Origin of the sequence: Demequina activiva (assembly GCF_016862815.1) — a bacterium.
In the GTDB taxonomy this organism is placed as follows: domain Bacteria; phylum Actinomycetota; class Actinomycetes; order Actinomycetales; family Demequinaceae; genus Demequina; species Demequina activiva.
Map to the genome: position 1 here is coordinate 772,206 of NZ_BONR01000001.1, position 16,454 is coordinate 788,659.

The window sequence follows — 16,454 nt, forward strand, 5'->3', positions numbered from 1 at the left end:
ATGCTGAGAGCCTAGCGGCGACCGTCGTCGCGACCGGGGTTCATCTGCCGCCAGTCCTCGATGCCGTCGCCGTCAGCGTCCACGCCGACGCCCGTGTAGCGGCGCCCGGTGAGGGCGCCGGACTCGGTCGCCCAGGCCGGGCCTGTGGGGACGGCCGATGTGCGGGTCCCGTCGGATGCGGGCGGCTCGCCATGCGTGCTTGCCGGTTCCGAGGCGCCGTCACGCCGCGGCGCGCCGTGCGGCGCGGTGGCCGCTGCGGCGACCGGCAGCCATCCGGCGGCTGCGGCGAGATCGGTGGGCTGGCGGCTGGTGAGCGCTCCGGACTCGGTCGCCCACGCGGGCGCGCTCTCAGCGAAGCCGTCCTTCACTCCGTATCCCCACTGCCGGTACTGCCTGAGCACGTGCTGCGGAACCCGCCGCGCGACTCCGGTGACCACCGCGAGCCGCCGGGCGAGCGCATCGGCCCCCTGTCGCCCCGGCTGCCACGTGTAGACGGCGCCCCCTTCGATGCGGAGCATGAGCCCGTCTGCATCGTCCGCGATCAGGCGGTCGATCATCCGGGGGTCAAGGACGGCGCGCGCGTAGCGCGGATCAGCGGTGATGACGCGCCAGCGACGGTTGAACTCGTAGGACTCGACCTCCACGTCCGTGCCTCCGAGCAGCTGCAGGACCTGCTGGCCCACGGCCTCCGGGACGATGTCGATCCGAGGCAGCGCGACAGGCAGCTCCGCCATGACCACCTGGTGCGCGATCGGCACGGACTGCTCCCCGCTGTGTCCGGAGGTCTCCTCGTACACATGGGCGAAGGTCGCGCATCTCACCCCGCCGAACTCGCCCCGGATGAGCGACTCCTGGCGCCGCCTCACTCCGGTGCTGAACGGGTAGGCCCGGAACCGGCTGCCGTACTCGGACGTCGCGCTGACATGCTCCCAGCCATGTGCCCGCGCGAACTCGGCGTAGGTCTCGCTGAGCCGGGACGCTCGCGAGCGGTCGCGCCAGGCGAGGAGCGCTGCGGCCGCGCCGATCGCGATTCCCAGCAGCAGGAAGATCGACTGCCCGAGCACGATCCCCAGCCCGAACAGGACGGCGCCGGCCGTGCCTATCCACGCATCGAAGCGCAGCCAGCCGTTCATGGCGTCACCCTAGCGACACCGCTCGCCTCGCGGAAGGGTCGGGGGCCGCTGGGGCAGGCCCCCGGCCCGGCGGTCCGTCAGCTGAGGCCGAGGTCCTCCAGGCCGAACAGCGAGATGTACGGCAGGCCCTCCGCCTCGATGCGCTCGCGCGCTCCGGTGTCGCGGTCCACGATCACCGCGACCGCAGCGACGGTCGCACCAGCCTCCCGGATCGCCTCGACGGCGGTCAGCACGGAGCCGCCCGTCGTGGACGTGTCCTCGACCGCCACGACCGTGCGTCCCGCGATGTCGGGACCCTCGATGCGGCGCTGCAGACCGTGGGCCTTGTTCTCCTTGCGCACCACGAACGCGTCGAGGTCGAGGCCGCGGGAGGCCGCGGCATGCATCAATGCCGTCGCGACGGGATCCGCGCCCAGGGTGAGCCCGCCCACCGCGTCGACGTCTGCAGGGCCGTAGCCCTGGACCTCGAGCTCATCGAGCAGCACGTGCCCCACGAGTGGCGCGGCGCGGTGATGCAGCGTGATGCGGCGCAGATCGACGTAGTAGTCCGCCTCCTTGCCCGAGGCGAGGGTGATGCGGCCGTGCACCACGGCCAGCTCCTTGATGAGGTCGCGCAACTGCTCGCGAGGCGTGCCGGTGGTCATGGAAGGGAGCCTACCGACTCCCACTGGGAGCTCAGCCGCGACGCTGGGAGCGGGAACGACGCGTCAGGGACTTGGGCACCAGGTGGAGCAGTCCGGCACCCGCGGCGTAGCGGGCGCTCGGCGTGACGGTGACGGCCTTGCGGCGAACGGCGGCGAGCGCGGATGCGACCACCTGCTCCGCGCTCAGCCACGCCGCATCGGGGTACTCCTCGCGCATGTGCACCAGATCAGGGGCGTCGTGGAACTCGGTGCGCACCAGCCCGGGGATCACGGCCGTGGCGCTCACACCCGTGCCGCGGAGCTGGCCCGCGAGCGCCTGCGTGAAGTCGAGCACCCAGCGCTTGTGCGCCCCGTAGGACGAGTTCGCGAGGTGAGCGGCGATCGAGGAGACGTTCAGGATCGCCCCGTGCCCGCGGTCGACCATCGCCTTCGCGGCGACCTGCGACAGACGCATCGGCGCGGTGACGAGCACGTCGAGCGCGGCCTTCTCGTCCTCCCATGTCGTCTCGAGGATGCTGCGGCCCAGTCCATAGCCCGCATTGTTGACCAGGAGGCTGATGGGCCGGTCGGGATCGGCGAGGCGATCGGCGACGCGGTCGAGCGCTGCGGGATCGGCAAGATCCGCCTGGAGCACCTCGACCTCGACGCCGGCCGCGCTGCGGATGGTGTCCGCGATCTCGGACATCCGGTCAGAGTCGCGGGCCACCAGCACCACGTCGTGGCGCGCCGTGGCCAGCTGCCACGCGAACTCCTCGCCCAGGCCCCTGCTCGCTCCGGTGATCAATGCTGTCGCCATGGCCTCAGAGTACGCGGCGCGCGGCATGTCGCCGTGAAGCGTTGGGACCGCACCCGCCGCCCGACGCCGCCGCGCGCGTGCCATCCTCGGGGACGCGGGTCAGGCTTCCCCCAGCACCGGAGCGGTAGCGTGGAGCCATGCGCCTGGCCACCTGGAATGTGAACTCCGTCCGTGCCCGTTGCGAACGGGTGGTCGACTGGCTCGAGCGGTCCCAGACTGACGTGCTCGCGATGCAGGAGATCAAGTGCAAGCCCGACCAGTTCCCGCGCGAGCCCTTCGAGGCCGCCGGCTACGAGCTGGCGATCCACGGTCTCAACCAGTGGAACGGCGTGGCGATCGCCTCCCGCGTGGGGCTCGCGGACATCGAGACGTCCTTCCCCGCCCAGCCGGCGTTCGGCAAGGGCGACCAGGAGCCCGTGGTCGAGGCGCGGGCGATCGGCGCCACGGCAGGCGGCGTGCGGGTGTGGAGCCTGTACGTTCCGAACGGCCGCGGGCTCACGGACCCTCACTACGCCTACAAGCTCGAGTTCCTGCGCGCGCTGCGCGAGGCCGCCGCCGGGTGGACGGACCAGCCCACGGCGCTCGTGGGCGACTTCAACGTCGCGCCGCTGTCCACGGACATCTGGTCCGAGGAGGACTCGGAGGCGGAGACCCACGTCACGGCTGAGGCGAGGGCCGCGTTCCATGCATTCGAGGACGCGGGCTACGTCGAGCTGTCGCGCCAGTTCATCCCCGACGAGAACCGCTACACGTTCTGGGACTACAAGCAGCTGCGCTTCCCCAAGAATGAGGGCATGCGCATCGACTTCGCGTTCGGCTCCGCTCCCCTCGCGCGCGCGACCACGGGCGTGCAGATCCTGCGCGATGAGCGCAAGGGCAAGGGCGCGTCGGATCACGTGCCGGTGGTGCTGGAGATCGGCGCGCTGTGACGGGCTCCTTCACACCGCCCGGCGGCCCGCAGGCGCAGGGCCCGGCGTGGAGCCCGCCCACCCCGCCGCCCGCATCGCATGCCGCGGACGAGCGCTCGGCTCGAACCTCGAGCACCACGTCCGTTCGCAAGGCGGGTCGCGGCATGATGCTCGCCGCGTGGATAGCGATCGCGGCAGGCGTCGCCCTGCTCATCGGGATCTCGTGGTCGGTCGCTCTGGACGTCCAGGGAGGCAGCCTCGAGCCGGCGGCTGCCAGCGAGACGGGCGACCTCCATGCGATGCAGGTGGTCCCCGGCATGTGCCTCGAGCGCATCGGCGAGGACGGGTCGGTGAGCGATGCGACGGTGGTGGACTGCGATGAGCCCCACACGGGCGAGGTCATCACCGCGCTGGGCTTCTCTGAATTGCGCTTCCCCGGCGACGCGGACGTGGCGCAGCGCACGCGCGATCACTGCGCGACACGGATGCCCGATCTCGGAGACGGATCGTCGTGGGTGGCCTGGGTGCCCACCGCGGAATCCTGGCAGCGGGGGGACACCGTGGCGCTGTGCATCGCCACGTGGGAGGCACCGCGCGAGGGCCGCGTGGGTCCGGACCGCTCATCCGTCGGTGAGGACGCGGACCAGCGAGACGACGCGGAGCCGCAGGCGGCCTGAGCGACGCCGGCAAGCGATACCGGTCAGCCCAGGAGGCTGGGAACCGTCACCGCGGTCGCGACGCGATCGGCCTCGACGCGCCTCACACCCGAGACGGGCGTGGCGACGCTGGCGACGCTTCGGCGCGACGCGATGGCGGCATCGATCTGGACGTCGCCCAGGGTCGACAGCCAGGACAGCACGTTCGCCGGAGTGGCGGGATTGGCCGCCACGACCGGGCGCAGGTGCGCATGGAGGCATGCGAGCTGCTCGAGCTCGTGCGCGGATGATCGCGGGCTCGCGGCGCGCTCCCGGAGCACGCGGATCGCCGCTGAGGTCATCGCTGCACGGTCGCCGTCGGGACTGAAGGCCGATGCTCGCCTCACCGTGGGAGTCGCGGGCGCAGCCGGCGTCGCCGATGCACGCGTGTCGCGCAGCAGGACCGCGATGGCGGCGATGGGCACCAGCGGCACCAGCCAGAGGATCACGGGGAACCGGACGTCCTCCATCCTTGCCAAGAGTGCGGCGGATCCCATGAACGCTGCGGCGCCGATGGCAAACGTCGCGCGTGTCACGGGGGTGAGTTCCACCCTCGGAAGGAAAGAGGATGCCACGGCGGCCAAGAAGAGGATGCTTGTGATGACTAGGACGAACTCCTCCGCCGACCAGTGCATCGCCACCCCTCCCGGGCTTGGCGGCAAGGGGGGTCTCCCCACCTCTGCCTCGTCACCGAGCATGCCAACTTACGTCGTGGTCCGGTATCCCCATTTGTGGGGGGTCGAGGTGAACTTTTTGCGGTGAGAGGTCGGCTCCGATCCCGTGGGTTCGCCAGGGCTCACGCTATCGTGGCCGGACAGCCACCAAGCAGGGAGGACGCATGACTGAGCCGCACCGCATCGCGCTCGTCGAGGATCATGCGCTGGTGGCACGGGGCTTCGAGGCGCTGATCGCCGGAGCGCCCGATCTCGAACTGGTCGCGTGCGTCGCGACGGTGCGCGACCTGGGTGCGCTCGCGCCCTCCCCTCGGCTGGTGGTGCTGGACCTGCGGCTGTCCGACGGCTCGGATCCGGCCGCGAACGTGGCCGCGATCCACCGGTTGGGCGCGTACGTGCTCATCCACACGGGCGCCGAGGATCGAGCCCTCATCCAGTCGGCCGCCCGCTCCGGTGCGCTCGGCCTGGTCCGTAAGTCCTCCGACCCTCACGAGCTGCTGGCCGCGATCCGCACGGCGGCGCGCGGCGACGCCGTCTTCAACACCGACTGGGCGGCCGCGATCGACGCGGACGCACACCTGTCGAACGCGCGCCTGAGCGAACGCGAGCAGGAGGTGCTCAGCATGTACGCCTCGGGCGAGACCGCCGCCTCGGTCGCCGCGGCGCTCGGGATCTCGCGCGGCACGGTCTCCGACTACGTCAAGTCGATCCGCCGCAAGTACGAGGCCGTGGGGCGGGAGGCGGCCTCACGCGTCGACCTCTACCGCCGCGCCGTCGAGGACGGCATCCTCGAGTGACGGAGCGCGCCGAGGAGTCCGCAGCAGACCGCCTCCAGCGGGTGCTGTACACCGCGTCAGGCATCGGTGCGGTGGTCTTCGGAGCCCTGCTGGTGACGGGTCCCAGCGGGATCCTGGCGCAGCGCGCGTCGCTCAGCCCTTGGTTCTGGTGGTCGACCGTGGTCCTCGGGCTGCTGGTGCCGGCCTCGCTGCTGGCGATCGCCCCACTCGGCAGGGCTGCGTTGAGCCGCACCCTCGCACGCATCACCATCGTGGGATTTCTCGGGTTGCAGGCGCTGTGGGTGCCCGCGATGACCGTGACCGTGCTGCCGCCTGGCACCACCCCGTGGATCCAGGGCATCACCGCGCTGCCGTCGACCCTCGCCGGCGCCACGTGGCGATCCCGGTGGGTGTGGGTCTTCCCGGTCGCGCAGGCGCCCATCGTCACCATCGTGCAGATCCTCTCGAGCGACCGCTCCGCCGTGGACGCGGTGCTCGACGGCGTGGGCGCGATGATCTTCTGCAGCGTCCTGACGGGAATCGCGCAGGCCGTGGTGCGAGCTGGCGACGCGCAGGACGCCGCCGCGGAGAGGGCACGAGCCGCAGCGATGCTCGCCGCCGCCGGCGCGACCCACGAGCGCGAGAGGGCCCGCATCAATGCGATCGTGCACGACGACATCATGTCGGTGCTGCTCGCGGCGAGCCGACCTGATGGCCCCGATGTGACGGCGCAGGCAGGCCGCGCGCTCGATGCCGTGCGGACCATCGCGGCGCCCGTGGGAGACGACTCGGGCGAGCTGCCATCGGAGCATGCGGAGGCCGCGCTGCGGGCGACGATCACGGATGCCGCAGGCGACGCCGTGTTCGTCGCAGAGCTCGAGGACGCCGGCCCGCTCCCTGCGATAGCGGTCGCGGCGGCCTCGGAGGCCGTCGCCGAGGCGCTGACGAACGTGCGACGCCATGCCGGCCCCGACGCGCATCCCACCGTGACCGCTCGCCTGGGCCACGACGGGCTCGAGGTGCGCGTCACGGACAGCGGCACGGGGTTCGATCCCTCGTCGGTGCGCCCCACACGCCTGGGCATCCGCGCATCGATCGAGGGTCGCATGGGCACCGTTCACGGCGGGCATGGCTCGGTACGCTCCGCTCCCGGTGCGGGCACCGAGGTGACGATCACGTGGCGCCGCGCATGACGACGCCGATGGGCTCGCCCCCGTCGCCGGCGCCAGCGGACAACGCCGACGTCTCATCGCTGCTGTACCTGGGTTCGCCGGCCGCGAGGCTCATCCTCGCGCTGTTCGTCCTGTCGAACGCGATCTTCACGGTGGGCACCGCGGATGTGCTGAGCGCACCATGGCAGTCGTACGTCGCGATGCTCCTGGTCAGCGCAGGGGGCGTGCTGCTGCTGCGCCCCCACCCCGATCCGTTCCCGCTGCGTGACACCGCTGCGGTGCTCGCCGTCGTGGTGGTCTCCACCGCGCTGGTCGCGACCAACCTCCCAGGCGAGGGCGACCTGGGCCGGGCGTCCTGGCACCTGGGCTCGAACACCTGGCTGCTGTTCTTCCTGACGCTGCGCCGGCGCGGGCTGTACGCGTGGGCGGGCATGGCCGCCATGGCTGCCATCACCATCGCGGCGGCCGCGTCCTCAGGACGCGGTGCCGTGTCCGGCGCGCTCATGCTGAACGCGCACATGGGAATCCTCGTCGTGGCGACTCTCTTCGCACGCACCTTGCGGCGCACAGCGCGCCGGATCGCATCCCTCGAGCGCCGGTCGATCGCTGCGGCGGCGCAGCAGGCGCGCGTCGAGACCGCCGAGGAGATACGGCGCACCCGTGCCGCGGAGCTCGCCGCAGCAGTGGTACCGCTGCTCGAGCGCATCGCGAACGGTGCTCCGGCGTCCGACGAGGAGCGACAGACCTATGCCGTCACGGAGGCGGCCCTGAGGGATGGGGTGCGGGGGCGCTCACTGATGCTGCCCAGTGTGGTGGAGGCGGCGGCGCGTGCCCGGCGCCGCGGCGTCACGGTGACGATTCTGGACGACCGCGGGGCGCTGCCACCGGATGGCGACAGCGTGGCGCGCGTCGTCGCCGCGACGGTGGACGCGCTCGACGCCGCCAGCGACGGCACGGTCACGATACGACTCGTGCCCGCCGGGAGGAGCGTCGGCCTCACCGTGGTCGCCACTGCGGGCGATCAGGTGCGGCGCACGACGCTCGGTCCCGACGGGCACGAGCTGGAGAGATCTAGCTGAGGGCCTTGGCCTTCAGTGCCTCGTACTCCTCCTGCGTGATGGTTCCAGCGTCGAGCAGCTCCTTGGCCGCCTTGATCTGGCCAGCGGGGCCGCCGACCTCCTGGACGACACCCTTGGTGTACTCGCGCTGCGCATCGCGGATGGCCGCGGCGTCGCGTGCATCGCGCCGGGCCATGCCGGAGCCGCGGGCGAACAGGTAGATGATCGATCCGATCACCGGGAGGATGACGACGAGCAGCAGCCAGCCGGTCTTGCCCCACCCGCTCAGGTCCTCGTCACGGAAGATGTCCATGATGATCCGGATGACCACCACGAAGAACGCGATGACGATCATGAACCAGAGGGTGAAGAACAGGATCTCGAGGAAGTTCGCGAAGAAATCCACGGTGTTGACTCCTTAGACGGTCTCAGGCTCCGCCTTCTGCGGCGCCGAGGACCACCCTAGCGGTGACGTGCCTGGACCAGGGGCGACACTGTCGTCACACGACAAAGGTCCCCATCGCGAACGATGAGGACCTTCGGTGAGCGCGCCCTGAGGGATTCGAACCCCCAACCTTCTGATCCGTAGTCAGATGCTCTATCCGTTGAGCTAAGGGCGCATGGCCGTGATGGCCGAGTCACGAGTATACAGGCTCCCGACTCGAGGTCGAGACGGGGCTGCGCACGCGGCGGAGACGGTGGGATTCGAACCCACGGATGGGTAACCCCATCACATCCTTAGCAGGGATGCACTTTCGGCCGCTCAGTCACGTCTCCCGATTGGTCCACCACAGGGTACCGGTCGTCATGGGCGCGGAGCAAAGCGGCCGGCAACGCGTGGCGGGAGCGGGCCGATGCGAGCATCGGCGAGCGGGTGATCAGGCCGCCCGCCGACGGGCGGGCGGTGTCAGCAGCAGCCGCCGCCGCCGCAGCAGCCTCCTCCGCCGCCGCAGCAGTCCAGGATGGTCGTCATCGCACTCACCTCCTTTCGATATATGTCTCACCGGAAGCGTGGCGCATGTTTAGACATATGTCAATTGCCGTGGGAGGATGGGCGCATGCCCGCCTCCCTGCCCGTGATCGACGCCACCGAGCCGCTGTGCTGCGCACCCCTGGGGTCCGCGCAGTTCGCGCCAGACGACGACGCTGAGCAGATCGCCGCCCGCCTGCGCGCCATGGCCGACGCCAACCGGGTCCGCATCCTGCAGCAGCTGTCATGCTGCGACGGCCACGAGATGACCACCACGGAGGTGGCCGGACTGCTCCAGGTGTCCGCCGCCACCGCGAGCCATCACCTTCACCAGCTGGAGAAGGCCGGAATGGTGGCGTCGCGACGTGACGGCGCGCGAGTGCAGTACGGGCTGCGGCTGGACAGCGTGCGGGCCGTCGCGCACGCACTCGACGTCACGTGCGGCGCGCGCTGCTGCTGAGCTGAGCCTGGCGGCCTGCCCGGCCCTCGCATCGGCCGCACGCGCCCTGTCGTCAGCGGGAGCGGAGAGTGTGGGATTCGAACCCACGGAGACGCTTTAACGCCTCAACGGTTTTCAAGACCGTCACCTTCGGCCGCTCGGTCAACTCTCCCGGTGCCGGCCTCAGCCGGCGGTGCCATTGTGCCAGCCGGCGGGAAGGCCGGGCGACACCACGGTGAGCTCGTAGAGCTCGGCGGCCTGCGCGAGCTCCGCGTCGTAGGTCGCGACGGTGTCGATCGCTGGGTGTGCGACGGCGGCGCCCAGGTGCAGCGCCGCGAAGGGCTTGAGCACGGCCGCTGCGTGCGTCGAGACCGAGACGTTCTCGTCCGAGAAGCGGATCATCGCGATCTTGGCCCTCACCTGATCCACCACGTCGTACGCGAGCGTCTTCTGCTCGCGCGGCATCAGCTCTGCGGCCTGGCGCAGCTCGGTCACGCCCAGCTGGGTCATCGCTACCTGGTCGATGCGCGGCACCACCCAGGCGTTCCACTCCTCGAAGTGCTTCACGCCGGGCAGGAACCTGCACAGCGCGGAGCCGTCGATGTAGATCACCGTCCCAGCGTAGCCGGGGGTGGCCAGCCGATGCGCACGCGCCGTTGCGCACGCATCGGCCGTCTGGTGGGGCTACTTCTTGAGCTGCTTCATCGCGAGCTGGACCACGGCGATCAACGCCTGCTTGGTCGCGGCCTTCTCGCGAGCGTCGGTGTACATGACCGGGACCTCGGGCGGGATGCCCAGGGCCTCGCGCACGTCCTCGAGAGTGTGACGTGCCACGCCGTCGAAGCAGTTCACGCACACGACGAACGGCACGCCGCGACCCTCGAAGTAGTCGACGGCAGGGAAGCACTGGTCGAGACGCTCGGTGTCGACCAGGACGACGGCACCGATCGCGCCGCGCACGAGGTCGTCCCACATGAACAGGAAGCGGTCCTGGCCGGGCGTGCCGAACAGGTAGAGCCACAGAGAGCCCGGCAGCGCGATGCGGCCGAAGTCCATGGCGACGGTGGTGGTGGTCTTGCGGTCGGTCACGCCGCCGGCATCGTCGATGCCGATCGACTTCTCCGTCATGGCCGCCTCGGTGTTGAGGGGGTCGATGTCGGAGATCGAACCGATGAACGTGGTCTTGCCGACCGCGAATCCACCCGCGATCACGATCTTGACGACCGTGGGGGCTGATGTAGGCGCGGAGGTCGCGACCGCCGCGTCAGAGGGCTGCGATGCCATCGAGGACACTCTCCAGGAGACTCAGGGAAAGGCCGCCGGACTCGTCGTGAGTCGACGTGTCGTCAGCCGTTCCGCCGGTGTGAATCGTCAAATGATTGTCTTCAGCAAGGTCCGTGACCAGCACCCTGACCACACCCAGCGGGAGCCGGGTGTGGGCCGAGAGCTCGGCCACGGATTGATATTCACCTGTAGCAAGCTGCAGGATCTTCTTCTTCTCAGGGGTGAGCCCCTTCAAAGCCTGGTTGTCCGACCGCGCCTCCACGAGCGCCTCCATGGGGAGGTCCTTGCTCGCGGCGCTCACGCGGCCGCCGGTCACGGCGTAGGGACGGACCGTGTAGGTCTCCTCCTCGCCGCCCGGCGTCGTCGCGTCTGTCATGGCAGCTCCCCCTTACGAGCGGGTCACGCCGTCGGTCGGAAGGTTCTGGCGCATCTCCGTGATGAGCTGCGGCGTGAGGGCGTTCTCGGTGCGCGACACCAGCAGCGTCATCTCGTAGCCCACGAGGCCCACGTCGCACGTCGAGTCAGCCGCGACGGCCAGCACCGAGCCGTTCGACACGCTCATGAGGAACAGGAACAGCTCGTCCATCTCGATGATCGACTGGCGCACCTCTCCGGCCTGCAGCTGACGCGCCGCACCGCGGGTGAGGCTGGCCATGCCGGACACGACGGCGGCGAGCGTGTCGCCGCCCGTGCGGTCCAGGTTCTTCGACATCGCCATCAGCAGGCCGTCAGCGCTCACCACAAGGGTGTGACGCGTGCCGGGCACCGTCTGAACGAAGTTGTCGAGAAGCCATCCAAAGTTGGTGGCCTCAGTGCTGAGCTCGGTCACAGCTCCTCCTTGCAATTCCCGCTCCCTCGATGGAGCGAATTCTCGATAGTGGGGATCGTACTGGTGCGGTGGCTCATGTGTCTGAGGCCTCCGCCGGCTCGGTCTGGCGCTCGAAGGCTGCGACGTCGTCGCGGGCCCGCTGAGTGCCGGAGTAGAAGGAGCTGAAGCGGCTGCGTACGGCGTCCGCGTCGCGGTCGCCAGGCGCCATGGTCACCTCGTCCTCGATGGGCCTGACCTCGACCGGCGCCGCATTGCTGGGGCGACGGCGCTGGAGGCCCGCGCGGGTCTTCTCCACCTTAGGCCGTTCGGCCGCGAGCGAACTCAGCTCGGAGAACACGGCCGACGTCATGTCGGTGTCTCCGCCGTCCGCGGAGTCCGGCTGGATCACCGGCTGGTAGGACGTCGCGACCTCGGGCTCGGCAGCCTGCAGCGCACTCGCGCCGGCCGCCTCCCAGCCCGATGCCCGTGCCAGCTGGTCCGGCGAGTACACGCCGTGACCGGCGTCCTCCGCCGGCTGCTCCTGGCGCGGCGCCCAGCCCTCGATTGCCGGCGCATCGGACTCCTGGGGCGCGAACGAGGCTGGGGACGGCTCGGGATCGTAGGCGGGAGCCTGGGGTGCAGAGGCGGCCGCCGGCGCGGGTGACGACGGCTCCGCCTCCCACGGTGCAGGGGCGTAGCCCTGAGGCTCCGGGGCGCTCTGCTGAGCGCTCGGCGCGGGCTGCGCCTCCCACGGCGCCGGCGCCGGGGCGCTCGACACCGAGGGCACGGACTCGTACAGCGACGGCATCGCGGCCGGGGCCGTTGCCTGCGGCTGGACCGGCTCGGGATCGAAGCCTCCGAGGGGAGCGCTCGACTGGCTTGGAGCGGAGGCCTGGGAACGGGGCTCGGTCGCAGTCACAGGCTCGAAGGCCGATGCCGATGGCTGGGACGCCGCGACGGCGCCTGCGGTCGTTCCGGCAACGGCAGCGCCCTTCTTGCCACCACGCCCGAACAGGCGCGAGAAGAACCCTGGGCGCTGCTCGGTGTCGTCATCGACCGCGCTCTGGATCAGCTCGTCGAGCGTGGGTCCGTGCTCGGGGGCAGACGCTGCAGGGACGGGAGAGCCCATCGGCTGTGCGGGCTGAGCGGGCTGGACCGGCTGCTGGTAGGCGGGGGCGCCTGCGGAGAATCCCACCGCCGGGTCCTCCGTCGCGGGTGCGGGCGCTGCGGGGGGCTGCTCGTCCGCAGCGTCCCACGAGGCGGCCTGCGGAGCCGGCTCGACGGCCGATGCGCTGGAGGGCGCGGACTCGGGGCTCATCCACGACGAGGCCTCCGGGGTGCTCGGTGCGCTGAGCTCCCACGCCGACGCGTCGGAAGGATGAGCGTCAGCGAGCTCAGGAGCAGATGCAGCCGCGAACGGGTCGTCGAGCGACACGGACTCGACACCGCCATACGGCGCAGAGTCGTGGTCCCCGGCGTAGGCCGTCTCCGCCTGTGGCACCGAGGGGGCGCTCGACTCTGCGGGGTACGCATCGTCGGCGGACTGCTCGCTCTCCACGGCGTCGTCACCCTCGAGCATCGGGATCACCATGGGGCCGGCGGCCTCGTCGGCTGCGAGAGCCGGCTCGTACTCGGCGGGCGACTCCTGCGCGGGAGGGGCGGCGGCCTGCTCGGGCGCGGACGCCTGATCGGGTGCCGAGGGGACGCTGGCGCCGGTGTCGGCGACGTGGGCAGCGGCCGCAGGGGCGCCCGCGCCGGCTCCGAACGCTCCTGCGGCGCCGTCGAACTTGGGCATGCGGAAGGTCGGCACCTCAGGAGCCTGCTCGACCTCGGGCTGCGCCTCAGCCGCCTCCGGCGCGAAGCCGTCGCCGGATGCCGCATCGGCTGTCTGCGGCGCGAACTCCTCGTTCGCAGCCGGGGCGCTCGCGGCTGACGGCTCGTCACCGTGACGCGAGCCGAAGAACGCGGCCGCGCCAAAGGCGCCGGCTGCACCGACCGCTGCGATGCCCGCACCGGCGCCGTCGGGCTCCGCGCTCGACGCGGCGGACGGTGCAGATGCGGACGGTGCGGACGAGAACGTCGTGGCCGTGGGCTCGTCGCCATCCGGCTCGAGCGACGGGATCTGCGGTGCCTCCTCGACCGGTGCGGCCTGCTGGCTCGCAGCCAGCGCTGCAGGGTCGAGGCCTCCGCGACGCGCCGCGTGGCCCAGGGACTCGGCCTCGGGGTCGATCGGTACCTCGGGCTCGTTGGCACGGCGCGGGCGGAAGCCACGGAACATCGAGGCGCGCTCCTCCGCGGACTGCGGGGTGACCTCGCTGGGAGAGACGGCAGGCATGAAGCCACCAGCCTGCTCGGCCTCGAGCGCGGACAGCTGTGCGTCCGTCGCTCGCGCAGGCAGGCCCACGATGGACTGCTGCTCGCGGTCGGCGTCTGCGGGTGCAGGCGCCTCGCGGCGGCGTCGCGTGGGAAGCCCGGCGCCGGTCGTCCCGCTCGTCAGCTCCTCGAGGTTCGCCTCCTCGCCCGCGGGTGCCTCGGCGGCATCCGCGGCGATGAGCGCCTCGATCGAGTTCGGGTCCGCCGCCGGCTCGGACGCAGGCGCGGGCTCGGGCTGAGCGGGAGCGCCGCGGCCACCGAGCAGGCTCGCGCCCTCCTCGATCACCGCGGGGGTGTACGCCGCGCCAGCGTTCGCGGTGGAACGCGCAGGCACATCGGAGATCTCGTCGGAGGCGCGGTGCGACACCAGCGCTGCGGGGGCGTGCGTGGCGGCGTCGGTCGCGGTGGTCGAGACGTGGGTCTCGGGGACGTTCTCCTCCGAGGCGAACAGGGAGGACGGCATGGTGACGGTCGCGACCGTGCCCTTGCCCTCCTCGGAGCGGATCTCGACGCGGGCACCCACACGGCGAGCAATGCGGCCCACCACGAACAGGCCCAGGCGCTGCGCACCCAGGATCTCGGACGCCGCGGTCGACGCGACACGGTTGTTGGCCTCGACCAGCTCCTTCTCGGTCATGCCGATACCGGAGTCCTCGATCTCGACCACATAGGTGCCGTCGACGTGCGCGGTCCGGACCACCACGGGCGAGCCGGGGTCGGAGAAGACGGTCGCGTTCTCGAGGAGCTCCGCGAACAGGTGTGCGGCGGTCAGCGCGGAGTGGCCGAGCATCGACGGGTCCGCGTCGAGCTCGAGCTGCACGCGCTCGTACAGCTCGATCTCGGACGATGCGGTCCGGACCACGTCCGACAGCGGCATCGGACGGCGCAGGCGACGGCCGGTGTCGATGCCGGCGAGCACCAGCAGGGACTCGGAGTTTCGACGCATTCGGGTCGCGAGGTGGTCGAGCGCGAACAGCTTGGTGAGCGTGCTCGGGTCGTCCTCCGTGCGCTCCATCTCGTCGATCGAGGACAGCTGGCGGTTGAGGAGCACCTGGTCGCGGCGCGCGACGTTGACGAACATCTCGGAGATCGAGCCACGCAGAGCGGCCTGCTCGCCCGCGATCGCCAGGGTGGCGGCGTTGACGCCGTTGAATGCCTCTGCCAGCGTGCCGATCTCGTCGCGGGACTCGACGTTGATCTGCACCTCGGACACGTCGACGGACTCGCCGGGCATCGCCACGCGCTCCACCAGTCGAGGCAGCTCCTGGCGCACGGCGGTGGCCGTCGTGGTCAGGCGTCGCAGCGGGTTGACGATGCGGCGGGCGATCAGGAGCGCGACGACGACGGACGCGATGAGCACCAGGATCGCGACGATCGCCGTCAGCACCGTCTGCAGGAGCGCTGCCTGCGAGTTCGCGGCGACGCTGTCCTCGACATCCGTCCACAGGTCCTCGCGGAGCGGCTCGTACGCGGTGAGCTCCTCGTCGACCTGCTCGGGCCACTGGTTCTGGCGCTGACCGGTGAGGTCGATGTCGGTGCCGCGCAGCAGCGCGGTACGGACGGACTCGAACGACTGCTGGTCCGTCGCCGAGGTTCCGACGGAGGCGCCGTAGTCCGGGACCGGCTCCGCGCCCTCGACCGATGCGGTCGAGCGCTGCGCCTCCTCGAGGCTCAGGTCGGTTCGCGTCTGCAGGTTGCGGACCTGGTCCGCCTCGCCGGAGAGGAACGAGCCCGTGCGGATGAGTCGCTCGAACTGCACCTTCTCGTACTTCATGTTCTCGATCAGGGCGTCGACGTCGCCGTACGCCTGGAGCGTGGACACGAGCTCGCGATCGGTCATGGCGACCGCGACGTCGTCTGCGGAGTTCACGATCGTCTCGAGGATGCCTCGGTAGAAGCCCAGGTACGTCGCGATGTTTCCAGTTCCAGACTGGATTCCCGCGCGGACTGCGCCCAGGTTTGCGACGGCCTGCTGGCCGGACGCGAGCGCGGCGACGGCCGCAGCGTTCGCCTCGTTGTCGGCGAGCTGCTCCGTGGAGCCCAGCATGGACTGGATGCTCGCGTCGACCTGGGCGGTGACGGACTCGAGGTCGTCCTTGAACGGCAGGGGCGAGGTGAAGAGCGTGGTCGCGGTCTCGGACTCGAAGCCGATGCGGAAGTCGAGGGTCTGGAAGGCGCCGCCAGCGTTCTCGTCGGCGGTGGCTGCCACAGCCGCGACGCGCTCACGGGCCGCGGTGTAGCCCTCCTGCATCGAGGCGACCTCGTCGAGGGACGGGAATCCGACCCATCCGCCCTCTTCCGTGGGCGGCGTGATGGATAGCGAGCGCTCGTTCGGGAACAGCGGGTCGTCCAGCGACGTCACCCCGAGCGCGGCATACAGGTCCGCGATGATGGGTCCGGCGTCCTCGCCCTCGACCTCCTGGATGCGCGCGACGGTGTCTGCGAGCGCGTCCTCGGTGTCGTTCTGGCCCACGACCAGCTTGGAGCGGGTGTCCTGGATGATGTGGACGAAGTTGATGGCCGCGTAGCGCTCATCCTGGAGGTTGGCCTCGAGCGTGCGTGCGGCATCAAGGGTGTCGACGAGCTGCTCCGAGTTGCGGGCAGCACTGAGATCCTGGGAGGCACCGTAGGTGATGAAGCCTGCCGCGAGCACGAGCACCAGAATGGGCACCGCGACCACGGCGAGGATCTTCCCTCGAATTCCAAGCCTCTGGAGCATCTACT

General features: G+C 70.7%; 16 protein-coding genes and 3 tRNA genes. 6 read left to right on the forward strand and 13 right to left on the reverse strand.

Annotated elements, in window-relative coordinates; translation table 11 throughout:
• Nucleotides 1-11: 11 nt before the first annotated feature.
• The 3 genes from Dac01nite_RS03760 to Dac01nite_RS03770 all read right to left on the reverse strand — a co-directional run bounded on the left by Dac01nite_RS03760 (nt 12) and on the right by Dac01nite_RS03770 (nt 2,573).
• A complete protein-coding gene (locus tag Dac01nite_RS03760; protein WP_203653468.1) occupies nt 12-1,133 on the reverse strand; it encodes a hypothetical protein in 1,122 nt (373 codons plus the stop codon).
• A 77-nt stretch (nt 1,134-1,210) separates the two neighbouring features.
• Nucleotides 1,211-1,777 (reverse strand): orotate phosphoribosyltransferase, encoded by a 567-nt coding sequence (gene pyrE / locus Dac01nite_RS03765; RefSeq protein ID WP_203653469.1) that lies wholly within the window; start codon nt 1,775-1,777, stop codon nt 1,211-1,213.
• Between the two features lie 31 nt (nt 1,778-1,808).
• Nucleotides 1,809-2,573, reverse strand: a complete 765-nt coding sequence (locus Dac01nite_RS03770) for an SDR family NAD(P)-dependent oxidoreductase (RefSeq protein WP_203653471.1) — start codon at nt 2,571-2,573, stop codon at nt 1,809-1,811.
• 137 nt (nt 2,574-2,710) lie between these two features.
• Here Dac01nite_RS03770 and Dac01nite_RS03775 point away from each other — a divergent pair, with 137 nt between their 5' ends.
• Together Dac01nite_RS03775 and Dac01nite_RS03780 are read left to right on the forward strand one after the other, a co-directional pair.
• Complete coding sequence (locus tag Dac01nite_RS03775) at nt 2,711-3,502, forward strand: exodeoxyribonuclease III (RefSeq protein WP_203653473.1); 792 nt, start codon at nt 2,711-2,713, stop codon at nt 3,500-3,502.
• Nucleotides 3,499-4,158 carry a septum formation family protein gene (locus tag Dac01nite_RS03780; RefSeq protein WP_203653475.1) on the forward strand — a complete coding sequence of 220 codons (660 nt, stop codon included), beginning with the start codon at nt 3,499-3,501 and terminating at the stop codon, nt 4,156-4,158. The genes Dac01nite_RS03775 and Dac01nite_RS03780 overlap by 4 nt, the downstream gene beginning before the upstream one ends.
• Nucleotides 4,159-4,181: 23 nt before the next feature.
• Here the strand turns inward: Dac01nite_RS03780 and Dac01nite_RS03785 are convergent, their stop codons facing one another.
• Entirely contained in the window at nt 4,182-4,646 is a 465-nt protein-coding gene (locus Dac01nite_RS03785; RefSeq protein ID WP_203653477.1) for a variant leucine-rich repeat-containing protein, read from the reverse strand.
• 368 nt (nt 4,647-5,014) lie between these two features.
• Here Dac01nite_RS03785 and Dac01nite_RS03790 point away from each other — a divergent pair, with 368 nt between their 5' ends.
• The 3 genes from Dac01nite_RS03790 to Dac01nite_RS12080 are packed head-to-tail and all read left to right on the forward strand — an operon-like array spanning nt 5,015 to nt 7,877.
• Entirely contained in the window at nt 5,015-5,647 is a 633-nt protein-coding gene (locus Dac01nite_RS03790; protein WP_203653479.1) for a response regulator transcription factor, read from the forward strand.
• A complete protein-coding gene (locus tag Dac01nite_RS03795) occupies nt 5,644-6,819 on the forward strand; it encodes a sensor histidine kinase (RefSeq protein WP_203653480.1) in 1,176 nt (391 codons plus the stop codon). The genes Dac01nite_RS03790 and Dac01nite_RS03795 overlap by 4 nt, the downstream gene beginning before the upstream one ends.
• Nucleotides 6,816-7,877 (forward strand): DUF8320 family protein, encoded by a 1,062-nt coding sequence (locus Dac01nite_RS12080; protein ID WP_239066484.1) that lies wholly within the window; start codon nt 6,816-6,818, stop codon nt 7,875-7,877. The genes Dac01nite_RS03795 and Dac01nite_RS12080 overlap by 4 nt, the downstream gene beginning before the upstream one ends.
• Here Dac01nite_RS12080 and Dac01nite_RS03805 read toward each other — a convergent pair.
• The 3 genes from Dac01nite_RS03805 to Dac01nite_RS03815 all read right to left on the reverse strand — a co-directional run bounded on the left by Dac01nite_RS03805 (nt 7,870) and on the right by Dac01nite_RS03815 (nt 8,633).
• Entirely contained in the window at nt 7,870-8,262 is a 393-nt protein-coding gene (locus Dac01nite_RS03805) for an SHOCT domain-containing protein (protein ID WP_203653482.1), read from the reverse strand. The two genes, Dac01nite_RS12080 and Dac01nite_RS03805, sit on opposite strands and share 8 nt — an antisense overlap.
• Nucleotides 8,263-8,403: 141 nt before the next feature.
• Nucleotides 8,404-8,476 (reverse strand) — tRNA-Arg (locus tag Dac01nite_RS03810).
• 70 nt (nt 8,477-8,546) lie between these two features.
• Nucleotides 8,547-8,633, reverse strand: a tRNA-Ser gene (locus tag Dac01nite_RS03815).
• A 281-nt stretch (nt 8,634-8,914) separates the two neighbouring features.
• On the opposite strand from Dac01nite_RS03815, the gene Dac01nite_RS03820 reads away from it, so the two are divergent.
• The gene (locus tag Dac01nite_RS03820; RefSeq protein WP_203653484.1) at nt 8,915-9,286 is read left to right on the forward strand and encodes an ArsR/SmtB family transcription factor; all 372 of its coding nucleotides are present in this window, start codon (nt 8,915-8,917) and stop codon (nt 9,284-9,286) included.
• A gap of 62 nt (nt 9,287-9,348) precedes the next feature.
• Here the strand turns inward: Dac01nite_RS03820 and Dac01nite_RS03825 are convergent.
• The 6 genes from Dac01nite_RS03825 to Dac01nite_RS03850 form a co-directional block, all read right to left on the reverse strand.
• Nucleotides 9,349-9,437, reverse strand: a tRNA-Ser gene (locus Dac01nite_RS03825).
• An 11-nt stretch (nt 9,438-9,448) separates the two neighbouring features.
• The gene (locus tag Dac01nite_RS03830; RefSeq protein WP_203653485.1) at nt 9,449-9,877 is read right to left on the reverse strand and encodes a PIN domain-containing protein; all 429 of its coding nucleotides are present in this window, start codon (nt 9,875-9,877) and stop codon (nt 9,449-9,451) included.
• Nucleotides 9,878-9,949: 72 nt separating this feature from the next.
• Nucleotides 9,950-10,549: a GTP-binding protein gene (locus Dac01nite_RS03835; RefSeq protein WP_203653487.1), complete on the reverse strand. Its 600-nt coding sequence runs from the start codon at nt 10,547-10,549 to the stop codon at nt 9,950-9,952.
• Entirely contained in the window at nt 10,530-10,925 is a 396-nt protein-coding gene (locus Dac01nite_RS03840; RefSeq protein ID WP_203653489.1) for a DUF742 domain-containing protein, read from the reverse strand. Before Dac01nite_RS03840 ends, Dac01nite_RS03835 begins: the two co-directional genes overlap by 20 nt.
• Before the next feature lie 12 nt (nt 10,926-10,937).
• Entirely contained in the window at nt 10,938-11,378 is a 441-nt protein-coding gene (locus tag Dac01nite_RS03845; protein ID WP_203653490.1) for a roadblock/LC7 domain-containing protein, read from the reverse strand.
• Between the two features lie 73 nt (nt 11,379-11,451).
• Entirely contained in the window at nt 11,452-16,449 is a 4,998-nt protein-coding gene (locus Dac01nite_RS03850) for a sensor histidine kinase (RefSeq protein WP_203653491.1), read from the reverse strand.
• Between the last annotated feature and the right edge of the window lie 5 nt (nt 16,450-16,454).